15 protein-coding genes and 2 tRNA genes are annotated in these 17,421 nt (G+C 60.6%); 13 read left to right on the forward strand and 4 right to left on the reverse strand.

The features are described from left to right. Positions 1-2: 2 nt before the first annotated feature. The 5 genes from ACZ0AJ_RS05950 to ACZ0AJ_RS05970 all read left to right on the forward strand — a co-directional run bounded on the left by ACZ0AJ_RS05950 (position 3) and on the right by ACZ0AJ_RS05970 (position 6,167). Positions 3-413 (forward strand): GlcG/HbpS family heme-binding protein, encoded by a 411-nt coding sequence (locus tag ACZ0AJ_RS05950; RefSeq protein ID WP_332530038.1) that lies wholly within the window; start codon positions 3-5, stop codon positions 411-413. 243 nt (positions 414-656) lie between these two features. Then, the gene (carA, locus tag ACZ0AJ_RS05955; RefSeq protein ID WP_258837584.1) at positions 657-1,820 is read left to right on the forward strand and encodes a glutamine-hydrolyzing carbamoyl-phosphate synthase small subunit; all 1,164 of its coding nucleotides are present in this window, start codon (positions 657-659) and stop codon (positions 1,818-1,820) included. A 1-nt stretch (position 1,821) separates the two neighbouring features. Beyond that, positions 1,822-5,052, forward strand: coding sequence for a carbamoyl-phosphate synthase large subunit (gene carB, locus ACZ0AJ_RS05960; protein WP_499453121.1), 3,231 nt, complete (start codon positions 1,822-1,824; stop codon positions 5,050-5,052). 147 nt (positions 5,053-5,199) lie between these two features. Next, complete coding sequence (gene greA, locus ACZ0AJ_RS05965; protein ID WP_183551119.1) at positions 5,200-5,673, forward strand: transcription elongation factor GreA; 474 nt, start codon at positions 5,200-5,202, stop codon at positions 5,671-5,673. Then, positions 5,673-6,167 carry a DUF4149 domain-containing protein gene (locus tag ACZ0AJ_RS05970; RefSeq protein ID WP_499453123.1) on the forward strand — a complete coding sequence of 165 codons (495 nt, stop codon included), beginning with the start codon at positions 5,673-5,675 and terminating at the stop codon, positions 6,165-6,167. Before greA ends, ACZ0AJ_RS05970 begins: the two co-directional genes overlap by 1 nt. 114 nt (positions 6,168-6,281) lie before the next feature. Here ACZ0AJ_RS05970 and yhbY read toward each other — a convergent pair whose 3' ends face one another. Continuing rightward, positions 6,282-6,752 carry a ribosome assembly RNA-binding protein YhbY gene (gene yhbY, locus ACZ0AJ_RS05975; RefSeq protein ID WP_183551125.1) on the reverse strand — a complete coding sequence of 157 codons (471 nt, stop codon included), beginning with the start codon at positions 6,750-6,752 and terminating at the stop codon, positions 6,282-6,284. 42 nt (positions 6,753-6,794) lie between these two features. On the opposite strand from yhbY, the gene ACZ0AJ_RS05980 reads away from it, so the two are divergent. From ACZ0AJ_RS05980 to ACZ0AJ_RS06010, 7 genes are all read left to right on the forward strand, one after another. Beyond that, positions 6,795-7,442 (forward strand): RlmE family RNA methyltransferase, encoded by a 648-nt coding sequence (locus ACZ0AJ_RS05980; RefSeq protein WP_183551130.1) that lies wholly within the window; start codon positions 6,795-6,797, stop codon positions 7,440-7,442. Between the two features lie 236 nt (positions 7,443-7,678). After that, positions 7,679-9,562 (forward strand): ATP-dependent zinc metalloprotease FtsH, encoded by a 1,884-nt coding sequence (gene ftsH, locus ACZ0AJ_RS05985; RefSeq protein ID WP_258837589.1) that lies wholly within the window; start codon positions 7,679-7,681, stop codon positions 9,560-9,562. 107 nt (positions 9,563-9,669) lie between these two features. Continuing rightward, positions 9,670-10,518 (forward strand): dihydropteroate synthase, encoded by an 849-nt coding sequence (folP, locus tag ACZ0AJ_RS05990; protein ID WP_499453125.1) that lies wholly within the window; start codon positions 9,670-9,672, stop codon positions 10,516-10,518. Between the two features lie 32 nt (positions 10,519-10,550). After that, complete coding sequence (gene glmM, locus ACZ0AJ_RS05995) at positions 10,551-11,891, forward strand: phosphoglucosamine mutase (protein WP_499454200.1); 1,341 nt, start codon at positions 10,551-10,553, stop codon at positions 11,889-11,891. Positions 11,892-11,971: 80 nt separating this feature from the next. Further along, positions 11,972-12,048: transfer RNA gene (locus ACZ0AJ_RS06000), tRNA-Pro, on the forward strand. Between the two features lie 65 nt (positions 12,049-12,113). Continuing rightward, a tRNA-Arg gene (locus tag ACZ0AJ_RS06005) sits at positions 12,114-12,190 on the forward strand. A 556-nt stretch (positions 12,191-12,746) separates the two neighbouring features. Next, positions 12,747-13,715: an acyltransferase family protein gene (locus ACZ0AJ_RS06010; RefSeq protein ID WP_499456737.1), complete on the forward strand. Its 969-nt coding sequence runs from the start codon at positions 12,747-12,749 to the stop codon at positions 13,713-13,715. Positions 13,716-14,017: 302 nt separating this feature from the next. Here the strand turns inward: ACZ0AJ_RS06010 and ACZ0AJ_RS06015 are convergent, their stop codons facing one another. Both ACZ0AJ_RS06015 and ACZ0AJ_RS06020 read right to left on the reverse strand, forming a co-directional pair. Then, positions 14,018-15,058: a DUF4214 domain-containing protein gene (locus ACZ0AJ_RS06015; protein WP_499453126.1), complete on the reverse strand. Its 1,041-nt coding sequence runs from the start codon at positions 15,056-15,058 to the stop codon at positions 14,018-14,020. 98 nt (positions 15,059-15,156) lie between these two features. Next, the gene (locus tag ACZ0AJ_RS06020) at positions 15,157-15,567 is read right to left on the reverse strand and encodes a tellurite resistance TerB family protein (RefSeq protein ID WP_499453128.1); all 411 of its coding nucleotides are present in this window, start codon (positions 15,565-15,567) and stop codon (positions 15,157-15,159) included. Positions 15,568-15,674: 107 nt separating this feature from the next. On the opposite strand from ACZ0AJ_RS06020, the gene ACZ0AJ_RS06025 reads away from it, so the two are divergent. Further along, positions 15,675-16,562, forward strand: coding sequence for a LysR family transcriptional regulator (locus ACZ0AJ_RS06025; protein WP_499453130.1), 888 nt, complete (start codon positions 15,675-15,677; stop codon positions 16,560-16,562). A 16-nt stretch (positions 16,563-16,578) separates the two neighbouring features. Here ACZ0AJ_RS06025 and ACZ0AJ_RS06030 read toward each other — a convergent pair whose 3' ends face one another. Then, a complete protein-coding gene (locus tag ACZ0AJ_RS06030; RefSeq protein ID WP_499453132.1) occupies positions 16,579-17,316 on the reverse strand; it encodes a S24 family peptidase in 738 nt (245 codons plus the stop codon). Between the last annotated feature and the right edge of the window lie 105 nt (positions 17,317-17,421).

Genomic DNA, 17,421 nt, shown 5'->3' on the forward strand with positions numbered 1-17,421 from the left:
CGATGAACACCAAACCTTACCTGACCCTGGCGGACGCCAAACAGATCGGCGCTGCCGCCGAAGCCGAAGCCCTCGCCAACGGCTGGGCCGTGTCGATCGCCATCGTCGACGATGGCGGCCACCTGCTGTGGCAGCAACGCCTGGACGGCGCGCCGCCGATCTCGTCCCACATCGCCCCCAGCAAGGCCAACACGGCCGCGCTCGGCCGCCGCGAGTCGAAGGTGTATGAAGACGTGATCAATGGCGGCCGCATGTCGTTCCTCAGTGCACCGAAGCTCGAAGGCATGCTCGAGGGCGGCGTGCCCGTCATCGTCGATGGCCACGTGATCGGCGCCGTCGGTGTCTCGGGCGTGAAATCGAACGAGGATGTACAAATCGCCAAAGCCGGTATCGCCGCCCTGGGCGCGGCGTAAATGGCGGGTGCGGGCGCGTGATTTTTGCACCATCAGCGCCCGTATTTGCTGCAACGCCGCATTGCCGAATGCCGTGGTACGCGCTATAATTCGGAAGTTTATCTAATTCAAACTTCGCCGTAGCGCATACCCACCAACCCTCATTCAACATGACCTCCAACACCCGGCGCAAGCAGTGCAGCGGGGTTTGCTGGATGTCGGTCTGACGTGGCGCAGCTACGGCAACTTTTACGGGAGTTGCCCTTGCCGCCATTCTTTTCCGGCCCCTCTGTTCCGGCCATTCTGGCCCTTGCTGACGGGACCATCTTCAAAGGTTATTCCATCGGCGCCGTCGGTCACACGACCGGCGAAGTGGTGTTCAACACCGCCATGACCGGCTACCAGGAAATCCTTACCGACCCGAGCTATTCGCGTCAGATCGTCACGCTGACCTACCCGCACATCGGTAACTATGGCGTCAACACGACCGACGTGGAAGCATCGAAAGTGCACGCCGCGGGCCTCATCATTCGCGACCTGCCGCTCCTGGCCTCCAACTTCCGCTCGACGCAGTCGCTCGGCGACTACCTGAAGGCCGAGAACGTTGTCGCGATTGCCGGCATCGACACCCGCAAGCTGACCCGCATCCTGCGCGAGAAGGGCGCCCAGGCCGGCGCGATCCTCACCGCTGCGCAAGGCGCTGAGCCATCGACCGCGCAAGCGCTCGAACTGGCGCGCTCGTTCCCGGGCCTGGCCGGCATGGACCTGGCCAAGGTCGTCTCGGTGAAGAACGCCTACGAATTCACCGAAACCGAATGGAAGCTGGGCGAAGGCTTCGGCAAGCAGACCAATCCCCAGTACCACGTGGTCGCTTTCGACTACGGCGTCAAGCGCAACATCCTGCGCATGCTGGCCGAGCGTGGTTGCAAGGTCACCGTGCTGCCGGCGCAGTCCACCGCCGCTGACGCGCTGGCGCTGAACCCGGACGGTATCTTCCTGGCCAATGGCCCGGGCGACCCCGAGCCATGCGACTACGCCATCGCCGCTTCGCGCGAGCTGATTGAAAAAGGCATCCCGACCTTCGGCATCTGCCTCGGTCACCAGATCATGGCGCTGGCTTCCGGCGCCAAGACCATGAAGATGAAGTTCGGCCACCACGGCGCCAACCACCCGGTGCAGGATCTCGATTCCAAGAAGGTGTTGATCACGTCGCAGAACCACGGCTTTGCGGTCGATCCGACCACCTTGCCGGCCAACTGCCGCGTCACGCACGTGTCGCTGTTCGACGGCTCGCTGCAGGGTTTCGAGCGTACCGACAAACCCGCGTTCTGCTTCCAGGGTCACCCGGAAGCCTCGCCTGGGCCGACCGACGTCGCCTACCTGTTTGACCGCTTCATCGGCCTGATGCAAGCAGCGGAGAAAAAATAATATGCCAAAACGTAGTGACATTAAAAGCATCCTGATCATCGGCGCTGGCCCGATCGTCATCGGCCAGGCCGTCGAATTCGACTACTCCGGCGCGCAAGCCTGCAAGGCCCTGCGCGAAGAGGGTTACAAGGTCATCCTGGTGAACTCGAACCCGGCCACGATCATGACCGACCCGGAAACGGCGGACGTGACCTACATCGAGCCGATCACCTGGAAGGTTGTCGAGCGCATTATCGAAAAAGAGCGTCCGGACGCGATCCTGCCGACGATGGGCGGCCAGACCGCGCTCAATTGCGCGCTCGACCTGCACCGCCACGGCGTGCTCGAAAAATACAATGTCGAGCTGATCGGCGCGACGCCGGAAGCGATCGACAAGGCTGAAGACCGCCTGAAGTTCAAGAACGCGATGACCAAGATCGGCCTGGGTTCGGCGCGTTCGGGCGTGGCGCACACGATGGAAGAATCGTGGGTCGTCCAGCGCGAGATGGGCTTCCCGACCATCATCCGTCCATCGTTCACGATGGGTGGCAGCGGCGGCGGCATCGCCTACAACGAAGAAGAATTCGAAGCGATCTGCAAGCGCGGCCTGGAAGCCTCACCAACCTCGGAGCTGCTCATCGAAGAGTCGCTCTTGGGCTGGAAAGAGTACGAGATGGAGGTCGTGCGTGACAAGAACGACAACTGCATCATCATCTGCTCGATCGAGAACCTCGATCCGATGGGCGTGCACACGGGCGACTCGATCACCGTCGCACCGGCGCAGACCCTGACCGACAAGGAATACCAGATCCTGCGCAACGCGTCGATCGACGTGCTGCGTGAAATCGGCGTCGACACGGGCGGCTCGAACGTACAGTTCGCGATCAACCCGAAAGACGGCCGCATGATCGTCATCGAGATGAACCCGCGCGTCTCGCGTTCGTCGGCACTGGCCTCGAAAGCCACCGGTTTCCCGATCGCCAAGGTCGCAGCCAAGCTGGCCGTCGGCTACACGCTCGACGAGCTGCGCAACGACATCACGGGCGGCGCCACGCCGGCCTCGTTCGAACCGTCGATCGACTACGTCGTCGTCAAGATCCCGCGCTTCACGTTCGAGAAATTCCCGACCGCTGACAAGCACCTGACCACGCAGATGAAATCGGTGGGTGAAGTGATGGCCATGGGCCGCACCTTCCAGGAATCGTTCCAGAAAGCGCTGCGCGGCCTCGAAGTGGGCGTCGATGGCCTGAACGAAAAAACGCGCGATCGCGAAAAGATCGAAGAAGAGCTGGGCGAGCCTGGTCCGGACCGCATCTGGTATGTGGGCGACGCGTTTGCCCAGGGCTTCACGCTCGAGGAAGTGCACAACCTGACCAAGATCGATCCGTGGTTCCTCGTGCAGATCAAGGAAATCGTCGACATCGAGCTGTGGCTCGAGACGCAGACGCTCGAAGGTCTGGACAAGCCGCTGCTGTACAAGCTCAAGCAAAAAGGTTTTGCTGACCGTCGCCTCGCGTTCCTGCTGAAAGTGAAGCCGGAAGAAGTGCGCGCGCGCCGTCACGCGCTGAATATCCGTCCGGTCTACAAGCGCGTCGACACCTGCGCGGCCGAGTTCTCGACGGACACCGCGTACATGTACTCGACGTACGACGAAGAGTGCGAGTCGAACCCGACCGACAAGAAAAAGATCATGGTACTGGGCGGCGGTCCGAACCGCATCGGCCAGGGCATCGAGTTCGATTACTGCTGCGTCCACGCGGCCCTCGCGATGCGCGAAGACGGCTACGAGACCATCATGGTCAACTGCAACCCAGAGACCGTCTCGACCGACTACGACACGTCCGACCGCTTGTACTTCGAGTCGCTGACACTCGAAGACGTGCTGGAAATCGTCGAGCTGGAAAAGCCGGTCGGCGTGATCGTGCAATACGGCGGCCAGACCCCGTTGAAGCTGGCACTCGACCTGGAAGCCAACGGCGTGCCGATCATCGGCACCTCGCCGGACATGATCGACGCCGCCGAAGACCGCGAGCGCTTCCAGCAGCTGCTGCAAGAGCTGGGCCTGCGCCAGCCGCCAAACCGTACCGCCCGCACCGAGGCCGACGCTTTGACGCTGGCCGAAGAAATCGGGTACCCGCTGGTCGTGCGTCCATCGTACGTGCTGGGTGGCCGCGCGATGGAAATCGTCCACGAGCAGCGTGACCTCGAGCGCTACATGCGCGAAGCGGTCAAGGTCTCGCACGATTCGCCGGTGCTGCTCGACCGCTTCCTGAACGACGCCATCGAAGTCGACGTCGACTGCATCTCGGACGGCGAAGCCACCTTCATCGGCGGCGTGATGGAACACATCGAACAGGCTGGCGTGCACTCGGGCGACTCGGCCTGCTCGCTGCCACCGTACTCGCTGACGCAAGCGACGATCGATGAGCTCAAGCGCCAGACCTCGCTGATGGCCAAGGCCCTGAACGTGGTCGGCCTGATGAACGTGCAGTTCGCGATCCAGCAGAAGGAAGAAAACGGCCAGACCGTCGATACCGTGTTCGTGCTGGAAGTGAATCCGCGTGCGTCGCGCACCGTGCCGTTCGTGTCGAAAGCCACCGGCCTGCAGCTGGCGAAGATCGCCGCGCGCTGCATGGTTGGCCAGACGCTGGCGCAGCAGGGCATCACGAAGGAAGTGATCCCGCCATTCTTCAGCGTGAAGGAAGTCGTGTTCCCGTTCGTGAAATTCCCGGGCGTCGACACCATCCTGGGCCCCGAGATGAAATCGACCGGCGAAGTGATGGGCGTGGGCATGACCTTCGGCGAAGCCTTCGTCAAGTCGCAGCTGGCCGCCGGCATCAAGCTGCCGCGTTCGGGCACCGTGTTCCTGTCGGTGAAATCGTCCGACAAGCCGCGCGCAACGAGCGTGGCGCGTGACCTGGTGGCGCTGGGCTTCGACCTGGTCGCCACCAAGGGTACGGCCGCCGTGATTGCCGCCGCCGGGATTCCGGTGCGCGCCGTGAACAAGGTGCTGGAAGGCCGTCCGCACGTCGTCGACATGATCAAGAACCGCGAAATCGTCATGGTCGTCAACACGGTCGAAGAAAAGCGCAGCGCCATTGTCGACTCGCGTGCGATCCGTACGTCGGCGCTGGCCGCCCACGTGGTGACCTACACGACGATCGCCGGCGCCGAAGCGGCCATCGAAGGCATGCCGCATATCGACGAACTGCGTGTGTATGATTTACAAGGTCTGCATAAAACCTTAAACTAAGCAGACGCAGTACCCGTCACACTGGAAGTCCAGTCAACCACAGAGCTCGCGCGGCCTTGGCGCCGCGTGCCTCTGTGGTTTTCGCTTTCTTGTCGCGTTGGTACTATCCGCCTCGGCGGACCCGTCAAACAAACCAAGCAGAGAACCATGACCACACCACTGACCAAATTCGGCGCAGAACTCCTGAAAGAAGAGCTGCACCAGCTCAAGACGAAGGAACGCCGCAGCGTGATCGACGCGATCGCCGAAGCGCGTTCGCATGGCGACCTGTCCGAGAATGCCGAATACGACGCCGCCAAGGAACGCCAGGCGTTCGTCGAAGGCCGCATCGCAGAGCTGGAAAGCAAGCTGAGCACCTCGCAGGTGATCGACCCGACCACGCTCGACGCCGAAGGCCGCGTGGTGTTCGCCGCCACCGTCGACCTGGAAGACCTCGATTCGAGCCAGAAGGTCACGTACCAGATCGTCGGCATGGACGAGGCCGACCTCAAGATGAACAAGGTTTCGATCACGTCGCCGATCGCGCGCGCGCTGATCGGCAAATACGCCGGCGACGTCGTTGAAGTGCAGGCGCCGTCCGGCCCGCGCGAATACGAAATCCTGGAAGTGCGCTACATCTGATGGACAGCGGCGCGCAGGGGCTCGCAGCAGGTCAGGTGCCGGGCCGGGCAGGGCGCTTGCCGGCGGCACGCCTGCTGGTGGCGGCGCTGTGGACCGGCAGCCTGTGGGCGCTGGGCTATATCGCGGCGCCAGCGGCGTTCAAGGTGCTGGGAAGCGGCCAGGCCGGCGATCTGGTTGCCGTGCTGCTCACGCGTCAGGCGTGGCTGTCGATCGGCTGCGCGGTCGTGCTGGCGCTGTTGCTGTGGCGCTCGACCGATCTTGCCGCGCCGCGCCGGCGCTTTCTGGGCTGGCTCGTGATCGCGATGCTGGCGTGCGCGCTGGTGATCTTCGTGGGCTTGCAGCCCGGGATGGCGCATTTGCGCGTGCTGGCCGGTGAGGCTGGGGTGCGTGCGTCGCCGTACTGGACGCAGTTTGCCGTCATGCATGGCGTGTCGCAGGTGTTTCACATGATCCAGAGCGTGCTGGGGGCGTGGTTGCTCGTCAAGCTGCGGTGATTTTTAACGCTGGCTTCTGTTTCGGTGCGGCGGCTTGCTGTCTTTGATTGAACGCGTGGACGGCGGAGCCGTCCACCCTACGCTCATAAAAAAACCGGGTTGCCCCGGTTTTTTTTACTTGTTCAGCGAGCTCTTCTTGGAGCTGGTCTGACGCGGCTTGGCGCGCTTGATGTTGCCGCCTGCCGTGACGCGCTCGTTACCCTTGAGCATGACCTTGGTGACGCTCGGCTTCTTGGTGCCGCTGGCGCTGGCCTTGACGATCGTGACTTCGCGCATGCCCGGGCCGGCCTTGCTGCTGCGTTCTTTGGCCGTCTCGACCTTCGGACGGTACAGCACCAGCAGTTTGCCGATGTGCTGGACCTGGGCCGCGTCGAGGTCGGCGCTGATCTTGTCGTACATGGCAACGCGCGCTTCGCGGTCGTCACCGAACACGCGCACCTTGATCAGGCCGTGCGAGTCGAGGCTGTTGGCGACTTCCTTCATCACGGATTCGGTCAGGCCGTCGGCGCCGATCATGACAACAGGATTGAGCCCGTGGGCTTCTGCGCGCAGAGCACTGCGCTCGGCCGGAGTGAGTTTAAGCATAATAAATTTTTGATGGACCTATAAAAGCAGTATTCTACGCGAATGGCCAAGAACAAATTAAACAAAAACTGGTTACACGACCATATTAACGATCCCTATGTCAAACTCGCGCAAAAAGAGGGCTACCGCGCCCGTGCCGCCTACAAACTGAAAGAAATCGACGAGGCCGAGAAACTCATCAAGTCGGGCAATGTTGTGGTTGACCTTGGCTGCACGCCAGGTAGCTGGGCCCAGTACACGCGGCGCAAGCTGGCCGGCAAGGACGGCGGCGGCATCCACGGCACCATCATTGGCCTGGATATTTTGCCAATGGAACCGGTCGCCGATGTTCAATATATCCAGGGCGACTTCCGCGAAGAAGAGGTGCTGACGCAGCTCGACGTCGTGCTGGCCGATCGCAAGGTCGACGTGGTGCTGTCGGACATGGCGCCGAACCTGTCGGGTATCGGCCATGCCGACGCCGCCCGCATGGAACATCTGATCGATCTGGCGATCGAATTCTCGCAGGCGCATCTGAAGCCGGGCGGCGCGCTCCTGGTGAAGTGTTTCAAGGACATGGGTTTTACCCAGATCCTGGAGAAATTCCGGCTTGAGTTTACGACCGTGAAGCAAATCAAACCGAAGGCCAGCCGCGATAAATCGTCCGAGATTTTCCTGCTGGGCAGAGGTCTGAAAAATCCAAGCGTGTAATTGGCGTGTGGCGACAGATCGCCCCTTGAAATTCAGCCGCGCGGCCACCACATCTGCCGCGTGATCCCTTGTATTGCGACTGCGTTTCGGGCAGTCGGCGATGTCGGGAATGAATAAGACAGTCATTCGATGGTATTTCGACACTAAGGCCGGAGTTGCGTGGCAGCGTTGGCCTATTGCGGGTAAAATCAGAATACTGAAATCGGTAGAGATGCGTACGCATCGGAGGAGTGCTCGTGAATAATATGTTTTCCAAATCCGCCATCTGGGTGGTCGTCGCGCTGCTGTTGTTCATGCTGTTCAAGCAGTTTGACACCCACAGCGTCGCTGGCGGCAGCAAGACCATCGCTTATTCCGAGTTGCTCGATGAAGTGAAGTCGCGCCGCATCAAGGAAGTCCTGATCGAGGGCACCAACATCACCGCCACGCGCGCTGATGACACCAAGGTGCGCGCGACCGCCACCGGTCTCGACCGCGGCCTGATCGGCGACCTGCGCGAATACGGCGTGCGCTTCGACGTCAAGCCACCAGAAGAGCCTTCGTTCCTGCAACAGGTCTTCATCTCGTGGTTCCCGATGCTTCTCTTGATCGGCGTGTGGGTGTTCTTCATGCGTCAGATGCAGGGTGGCGGCAAGGGCGGCGCGTTCTCCTTCGGCAAGTCGAAGGCCCGCATGCTCGACGAAACCAACAACACCGTGACGTTCTCGGACGTCGCCGGTTGCGATGAAGCGAAAGAAGAAGTCTCCGAAATCGTCGACTTCCTGCGCGATCCAACCAAGTTCCAGAAGCTGGGCGGCCGTATCCCGCGCGGCGTGCTGATGGTCGGTCCTCCGGGTACCGGTAAGACACTGCTGGCCCGCGCCATCGCTGGCGAAGCCAAAGTGCCGTTCTTCTCGATCTCGGGTTCCGACTTCGTCGAGATGTTCGTGGGCGTTGGTGCAAGCCGTGTCCGTGACATGTTCGAGAATGCCAAGAAGCATTCGCCGTGCATCATTTTCATCGATGAGATCGACGCAGTCGGTCGTCACCGCGGCGCCGGCATGGGCGGCGGCAACGACGAGCGCGAACAGACGCTGAACCAGCTGCTGGTCGAGATGGATGGCTTTGAAGCGCAATCGGGCGTGATCGTCATCGCTGCCACCAACCGCGCCGATGTGCTGGACAAAGCGCTGCTGCGTCCGGGCCGTTTCGACCGTCAGGTGATGGTGGGCCTGCCGGATATCCGCGGCCGCGAACAGATCCTGAACGTGCACATGCGCAAAGTGCCAATCGGCACCGACGTCAAGTCCGACATCCTGGCCCGCGGTACGCCTGGATTCTCGGGCGCCGATCTGGCCAATCTGGTCAATGAAGCCGCGCTGTTCGCAGCCCGCCGCAGCAAGCGCCTGGTCGAGATGATCGATTTCGAAGATGCAAAAGACAAGATCTTCATGGGTCCAGAGCGCAAGTCGATGGTCATCCGTGAAGAAGAGCGCCGTAACACGGCCTACCACGAGTCGGGCCACGCGGTGATCGCCAAGCTGTTGCCAAAGGCCGATCCAGTGCATAAGGTCACGATCATGCCGCGCGGTTATGCGCTGGGCCTGACCTGGCAGCTGCCTGAGCACGATGCCCTGTCTGGCTACAAAGACAAGATGCTCGAGGAAATCTCGATTCTGTTCGGTGGCCGTATCGCCGAAGAGATCTTCGTCGGTCAGATGTCCACCGGCGCATCGAATGACTTTTCGCGTGCGACCAAGCTGGCGCGCTCGATGGTGACCCGCTTCGGCATGTCCGACAGCATGGGCGTGATGGTCTACGAAGACAGCGAGAACGAAGGCTTCTTCGGCGGCGCTACCAAAACCATTTCGGAAGCGACCCAGCAAAAGGTCGACGCCGAAATCCGTGCGATTCTCGACACGCAGTACGCCCTGGCGCGTCGCCTGCTGGAAGAGAACCGCGACAAGGTCGAAATGATGACGAAGGCGCTGCTCGACTGGGAAACCATCGATGCCGACCAGATCAACGACATCATGGCCGGCCAGGAGCCACGCAAGCCAACGACGGTGCTGACCAAGCGCACGCCGCCAGGCGACAGCGGCCCTGGCGGTGTGGCACCAAACGCCACCGCACCAGCCTGACGCTCGCGCTACCCCATGAAGGCACCCGCAAGGGTGCCTTTTTTCATGATGGCGCGCTTGCTGCTTTGACTTACTGAGCAGCCTGCGGCGCCCGTACTACTGACACCATGAACAAGACACTGCAATGCGGCCAGTTCAGCTTCGCGCTCGATGGCGCCGCGTCCCTCGAGCCTGTCGTAATGGGCATCCTGAACATCACGCCGGATTCGTTTTCCGACGGCGGTCGCTACCAGGGCCTGGAATTCGCGCTGACGCACGCCGAGGCGATGATCCGCGATGGCGCGACGATGATTGACATCGGCGGCGAGTCGACCCGCCCTGGCTCCCCTGGCGTCCCCCTCGATGAAGAATTGCGCCGGGTAATGCCGACGCTGTACGCGCTGCGCACGCTGGACGTCGCCTTATCGGTCGACACCACCAAGCCTGAAGTGATGCGCGAGGCGCTGATCGCCGGCGCCGACATGATCAACGACGTCAACGGTTTTCGCACACCGGGCGCGCTGGAAGCGGTGCAGGACAGCGACTGCGGCCTGTGCGTGATGCACATGCAAGCCACGCCAGCCACCATGCAGCAGGCGCCCCGGTATGATGACGTCGTGGGTGACGTGATTGCGTTCCTGAACGCACGCGTCGACGCGATGACGGCGGCCGGCATCGAGCGCAGCCGCATCTGCGTCGACCCGGGCTTCGGCTTTGGCAAGACGGTCGAGCACAACTACGCGTTGCTGCGCGGCCTGGGCCGCATCCGGGATGAACTTGGCTTGCCCGTGCTGGCCGGCATGTCACGCAAGTCGATGATCGGCGCCGTCACTGGCCGTCCGGTCGAGCAGCGCACTGCCGGTAGTGTCGGCGCGGCATTGGCTGCGGTAGCGCAGGGCGCTAGAATCGTGCGTGTGCATGATGTTGCGGAGACGGTCGATGCGCTGAAGGTATGGCACGCGGCCATGCATCCATAAAAATTCGTTTTAATAAGAGAAAAGAGAACTAGATGGCACGGAAATATTTCGGCACCGATGGCATTCGCGGCCTCGTGGGCGCAGCACCGATCACCCCTGATTTCGTCATGCGCCTTGGCTACGCTGCCGGCACCGTGCTGGCAAAGGGCAAAAAATCGAGCAGCGGCCGCCCCGTCGTCCTGATCGGCAAGGACACCCGCATCTCGGGCTATATGCTCGAGGCCGCGCTGGAGTCGGGCTTCTCGGCTGCCGGCGTCGACGTCATGCTGGCCGGCCCGATGCCGACCCCAGCCATCGCTTACCTGACGCGTGCACTGCGCCTGCAGGCCGGCGTCGTGATCTCGGCCTCGCACAACCCGTTCCAGGACAATGGCATCAAGTTCTTCTCTGGCCACGGCACCAAGCTGCCGGACGCAGTGGAACTGGAAATCGAAGATGCGATCGACCAGCCGATGGGCTGCGTGTCGTCGGACAAGCTCGGCCGCGTATCGCGCCTGCGCGACGCCCAGGGCCGCTACATCGAGTTCTGCAAGAGCACGTTCCCGAACGAGCTCGACCTGCGCGGCCTGAAGATCGTCGTCGACAGCGCCCACGGCGCCGCCTACAACATCGCTCCGCACGTGTTCCATGAACTGGGCGCAGAAGTCATTTCCATTGGCGCCCAGCCGGACGGCTTCAACATCAACGCCGGCTTCGGCGCCACCGCGCCGCAAGCGCTGTCCGAAGCCGTCGTGGCCAACAAGGCCGACCTGGGCATCGCGCTCGACGGCGACGCTGATCGCCTGATCATGGTCGACGCCACCGGCCGCGTCTATAACGGCGATGAGCTGTTATACGTGATGGTGCGCGACCGCATGAGCACCGGCCCCGTGGCTGGCGCCGTGGGCACCCTGATGACGAATATGGCGCTCGAAGTGGCGTTCAAGGAAATGGGCATCGGCTTTGCGCGCGCCAAGGTCGGCGACCGCTACGTGCTCGAAGTCATGAGAGAGCGTGGCTGGCTGTTCGGCGGCGAAGGTTCGGGCCACCTGCTGGCACTGGACAAGCACACCACCGGCGACGGCATCGTCTCGGCCCTGCAAGTGCTGTCCGCGCTGGTGCGCGGCAACAAGTCGCTGGCCGAATGCTGCAACGAACTCACGTTGTTCCCGCAAACCCTGATCAACAAGAAAGTCGCACCAGGCTTCGACTGGACCGCCGATGCGGCGATGGTCGCCGAGAAGGAAGCGGTCGAGCGCGAGCTGGGCGACAACGGCCGCGTGCTGATCCGCGCATCGGGCACCGAGCCATTGATCCGCGTGATGGTCGAGGCGAAAGAGGCGGAACTTGCTGACAGCCTGGCGCACCGGATTGCGGCCAAGTTGTCGGCATAAATAGTGCGAGCGGTGCGCTGGAATTGAGCCCCACAAGGGCTGGCGCTTCGCGAATGATTGGCATATAATGTTGCCCACGGCGGAGTGTAGCGCAGCCCGGTAGCGCACCTGGTTTGGGACCAGGGGGTCCAAGGTTCGAATCCTTGTACTCCGACCAGCAAGATTCATCAGAACAGGCCGTCATCGACGGCCTGTTTTGTTTTCCGGTCTCATCGTTTTGCACCGCCCTTAGCTCAGTCGGATAGAGCAACAGCCTTCTAAGCTGTGGGTCGGGGGTTCGATTCCCTCAGGGCGGGCCAACATCTTCAGTTCAATCAAGTACTTGGCTATTTTTCAGGGGCCTACTTTCGGGCATCGCGCTGTTTGATCAGCCTCGCGCTATTCTTCATCAATATTCTTCAACCTTGCACGTAAAAAAAGCCAGGTCGATATATTGACTGGTGTGACAACCTTCGCTGTCTCAGCCGTGTCCGTAAGCTCAGTTGACCATTTGATGATGTCTCACTTGCCAGTGCAGGCTTACGTCTTGTTTAGGTTAGCGCGAATGTCACCAACTTCATATCGGCGCCGCGTGTGGGCGGCGTGAGTTGATTTTACTTCGCTGTAGTTCTCAAAGGAAATTTATGATAATATCAAAATATTATCAGGAGAATTGAAATTGCCACCTGCAGTCAACGCTAAGCACATCCTCGGACTAGATATATTGCGATTCGTAGCAGCCTGTTTGGTGGTCGCTTTCCACTATTGTTTTCTGATGGGCATCAATCCAGGAGGTCTGGTTGGAAATGCGAGCAGGGGAGTCGTAAAATTCCCTGAACTCTACGAATCGACTAATTCGGCTGGGTCGGTGTCCAGATTTTTTTTGTCATTTCAGGATTTGTGATCGCATTTTCGGGTGAGAAATCCAATGCATTCTCTTTCCTTCGGAGCCGGATTGTTCGACTTGGGCCTGCCGTGTGGATCTGCGCGCCCATTACCTTGCTGGCAACGATACTAGTTGGATTCCGCCAACATGAAGATATGTATCGTGCATTCAGACACAGCATGGCATTCTTGCCTTGGGCTCCTTGGATTGATGGCTCTTATTGGACGCTTGGCATTGAGATTTCGTTTTATGCGGCAGTACTTTTTCTCATTAAATTTTTCAAGTTTGAAAATATCAAGATTTTGGCAATAGTGATCGGCGTTGTCAGTTCAATGTTCTGGGCACTTCATGCCTTGACCGGAATTGAACAGATGCATTCTTTTGGCCCTGAACTGAAGTGGGTGCTGGAAGATAGGTTGCCTAAATTGCTGTTGATAAATCATGGTATGTTCTTCGCTCTTGGTGTATTCCTCTGGTCCGAACTGATAAAAAAGCATGATGTTAAAAACATTTTTTGGATCATTTTGTTTTGTATGTCAGGATGCGCCCAAATTGTTGCAGAATCTAATATTGTGAACCATGAGTTTAATACTCACTACTCTGCAGCGATACCCTGCGCTGTTTGGCTAGCGTCGATCGCGATTATCGTTCTTTCTGTGCGTGCAAATGCAAGGTTGCACAGGCTGTCAGGCGTTACGGTTAAAGCAATCCAGATCGCGGGCATGATGACCTATCCGTTATATTTGCTCCATCAAATAGTAGGCGGCACAATGATGGGGTGGATGGTGCTGAATGGCGCTGATCGATGGGTTGCGCTTGCAACTGTTAGCATTGTAATTTTTGTCTTCACTGGATTAATAGCCACTCGTGCAGAGCCTTGGCTTCAGGGCTGGACTAAGTACCTGATCAACTTCATCCATGATCGCTACAATTCGATGAGAATGCGATTGGTTAAGTAGCAAGGACGATCTGCTGCGAGCGTGGTATGTATTGTCCAAGAGAAGTGACTAATAAAACGGAGGGCTCTCCCGGAAGGCGACTCGGGAGTATGCCCATATTCTGTATTTGAAGACTGCTGGCCGTGTGGATGCGCTGCGTACTAGCAATTGCTGCCAACCGATAGCAATGCATCTGTACACAAAGTTGAGTCCGCTGAGAGATTGCGATAGTTGCAAACGGCAGTTATGGAGCATCAGGAGCTAGGTATGAGCCACCGGTTCAATTATCCTGCAGTAGATTAATCCTTTGTCCTTCGTCCCCGTCACGTCACAATGAACTCATACCCAGCCTGCAACGATCCGACGACCTGCGCCTGGTTTTCCGCGCTTTCGCTAAATTGCACGACCAGGTCGGCCTTGGTAATCGCATCGCGCTCCAGCGCGCCGAGCCAGTGCGCGAAGCCGGCGGCGTCCGGCGCGCGGTCCAGCACGTTCGCGTAGAGCGCCGTAACGAGCGCGGCGTCCGTGGGCGCGGCGCCGTACTGGCTCTTGAATTCGGGCGAGTCGACAAACGCCTGCGCCACTGACCGCAATGACTGGCCCTGACCCATTTGCCCGATCCAGTAACCTAGCCCGCCCGCGTCGGGCGTGCGATCGAATGCGGCCTGGTACAGGCGGTAAGCCTCGGCAGGAAAGCCCTGCGTTTCATACGAGATGAAGGCGCCATCGTCGAACGACAGGCGCTCGACGCTGCGCAGGATATCGGTGCCGTCGTAGCCGACCAGATCGGTCACGGTAACCGCGCCATCGCGCAGGCTGACGGTGTATTCGTTGCGTCGGCCTTCCAGCACGAAGGTATCGATGCCGGCGCCGCCATCGACGATGTCATTCGTGCGCGTGCCGTACAAGGTGTCGTGCGCGTCCGTGCCGATGATTCGGGTGGTCGTGGGGAACCGGCTCTCGTACACGTTCACGCTGGCATAGGTGTCGTAATAATCCTGATCCCATGAGGCGTCGATGTAGTACCAGCCGGTATAGGGCGCCGTAAACGCTGCGTAGTCGTAGCCGTAAGCGCCGCTGCCGTCGTCGGCGGCAATCGCATTGCCGGCGTCGTCGTAAATGCGCAGCTGGAAGGGATCGTAGTAGCTGCCGCTTTGCACCGTGTAACCCATGCCGGCGGTGGCGTGGAACACGAAGATATCGTCCTCGCCCGCATACGGATCGGTCGTGCTGTAGCGCGCGGTGCGGCCGTAGAACTGGCCGAGTTCGGGATCCCGCACGGGATCGAGGTCGAGGCGCCAGGCCCAGTTCATTTCTGACCGGGTCAGGTCATCCAGAAAATCCAGCGTGGGGTAGGCGGACATGGCAGGCCTCGGGCATTGGGATGTCCGATTATAGGCTGGGCCATATCCGCCAATCCGCCGACATGGTTACGCTTTGTAAGCGTGCTGCGCTGCGGTCATCACGCTGCGGCCGGGAACGGCTCGGTGCCGTCCCCCCAGGCCGCCAGCGCGCGGCGCAGCAGGCGACGCTCGCGGTGATCGATCATCTGGTCGGCCCGCACGATCTCCAGCATGCCCTTGAGCATCAGCGCGCGCAGCGCCGGATCCTGCACTTCGTCCAGCAGCGCGTCGATCGTCGCCGGTTCGATTTCGACCATGCCGGCAGCGTGGTTCGTGCTGTGCGCCAGCAGATCCTGGGTCAGCTCGCCGGCGGCATCGTCGAACGTGTCCTCGCTCACGCCCAGTACCTCGAGTACACCGCTGCGGTGCAGCGTCTTGAGCTCCTGGGGCGCCAGGCGGCCGTCGGCGATCATCGCCAGGGCCAGCAGGCGGCTCATGGCCTTGGGACTGTCGGTTGGGTAATTTCTCATTGCTTCCTCGCTTCATGTGAACTGAGTCACCAATATACGATTGCGCAATGCTAAAGTAAAATCGAATAATCTTTAGCAATTCTCAATATTTTTGGTGGTAACGGCGAATGAACTACAAGCACCTGCAGTACTTTCATGCAGTCGCCAGCGCCGGCAGCGTCGTGCGCGCGGCCGAGCAGTTGCACGTCTCGGCGCAAGCGATCAGCACGCAATTGCAGCTGCTGGAAGACCAGTTTGGCGAGGAACTCCTGCGCAAGAAGGGACGCGGGCTGGTGCTGACCGAAGCTGGCAAGACCGTCCTGCGCTATACGGACCAGATCTTCAGCCTCGGCAATGAACTGGAGCAGGCGGTGCGGCGTGGCCTGTTCACCGAGACCGAGACACTGCGGGTGGGCCTGTGCGACGTGATCGCCAAAACGATGGCCTTCCGGCTACTGCAACCTGCCCATGATGCCGGGCTCGCCATGCACCTGGTTTGTCGCGAAGGGCGATTTGGCGATCTGATGGAAGACCTCAGCGCGCACCGCCTCGACCTGCTGATCTCGGACCAGGGTTTGCCGCCCGGCGGCGCCGTGCGCGGCCACAGTCATCTGCTTGGATCGAGCACTGTGACGGTCGTGGCGCACCCGGACGTGTCCCAGCGCTGGGCAGGCGACTTTCCGCAGCGCCTGAAAGGCGCGCCATTTTTGATGCCGGGGCAGGGCGCGGCGCTGCACAGCCAGCTGATGGCGTGGCTCGAGGCGCAGGGCCTGCGCCCGATCGTCGTTGGCGAATTCGACGACGGGGCGCTGCTCGGGGCATTTGCCGGCGCGGGTGCAGGCTTCATGGCGGCCCCGACCGTGCTCGTGGACTCACTATGCGCGCAATACGGGCTGGTGCCGGTGGGTGTGATCGACGCGATTGTCGAGCAGGTCTACGCCGTGACCGTCGAGCGCCGGGTCCACCATCCGGCACTACGGCGCATCCTGGAACGGGCGCCGCAGGTGTTTGCCTGACAGCCGGCGGCGCTTGTCAGATGCGGTCGCTTTCCTTGCGCACGACACGGCCGATCACGATGCATTCGTCGCCCTGGCATGGCTTGCGGTGGTAGGTGCGTTGGTCCGGGTTGTCGGAGGTGAGCCACCACTGGGCTGCCTCGCGCGCCAGGCGCTTGACGACGGCTTCGCCCTCATAATTGAATGCGAACACGGCGCCGGCGACCGGCTTGGTGTCGAGCGTGTTGATGACAACGATGTCGCCGGCGTACAGCGACGGTTCCATGCTTTCGCCCTTGACATAGATCGCGATCAGATGCGAGGGACTGTACTGGTTGCGTTCCAGCCAGGTGCGGCGCATGCCGAGCGTGCCGCCATCGCGTGCTTCCGGTTCGGCCCGGTACCCGGTGATACCGGCTGACAGGCGCAGCTTAACCATTGGAATGGGCACGAAAGCATCGTCGTCGCCTTCGGCCACCACGCGAAGCAGGTTGGGCAAGCTGGGCAGTCCAGGCAGAACGGGCAGGGCGCCACCGTCATGTGCCGGGCCACCGCCCAGCGGTGCCAGGATCTCTGCCGGAAGGCGGCAGCCGGTCACCCTGGAGATCGCCAGCAACTGCTTCAGGTTGGGGCTGTGTTTTTCATTTTCCCAGTGCGAGATATTGGCCTTGGTATGGCCACGGTCGGTACCGAGTTCGAGCGCAAGACGAGCGCCCAGCGCCGTGCCAGACAAGCCGGCCGCAGTGCGCGCTTCTTTCACCCAGTTAGCAATCATTGTTTGTAGGTCCATATGCGTATGGTAAAGGAAATCTATACATTGAAGTATAGCTTTTCTTTACTGCTGTGGTATAGTTTTCCTATACTTTCATCCATCGCATTG

This window comes from Telluria sp. AC161 (genome assembly GCF_979258535.1).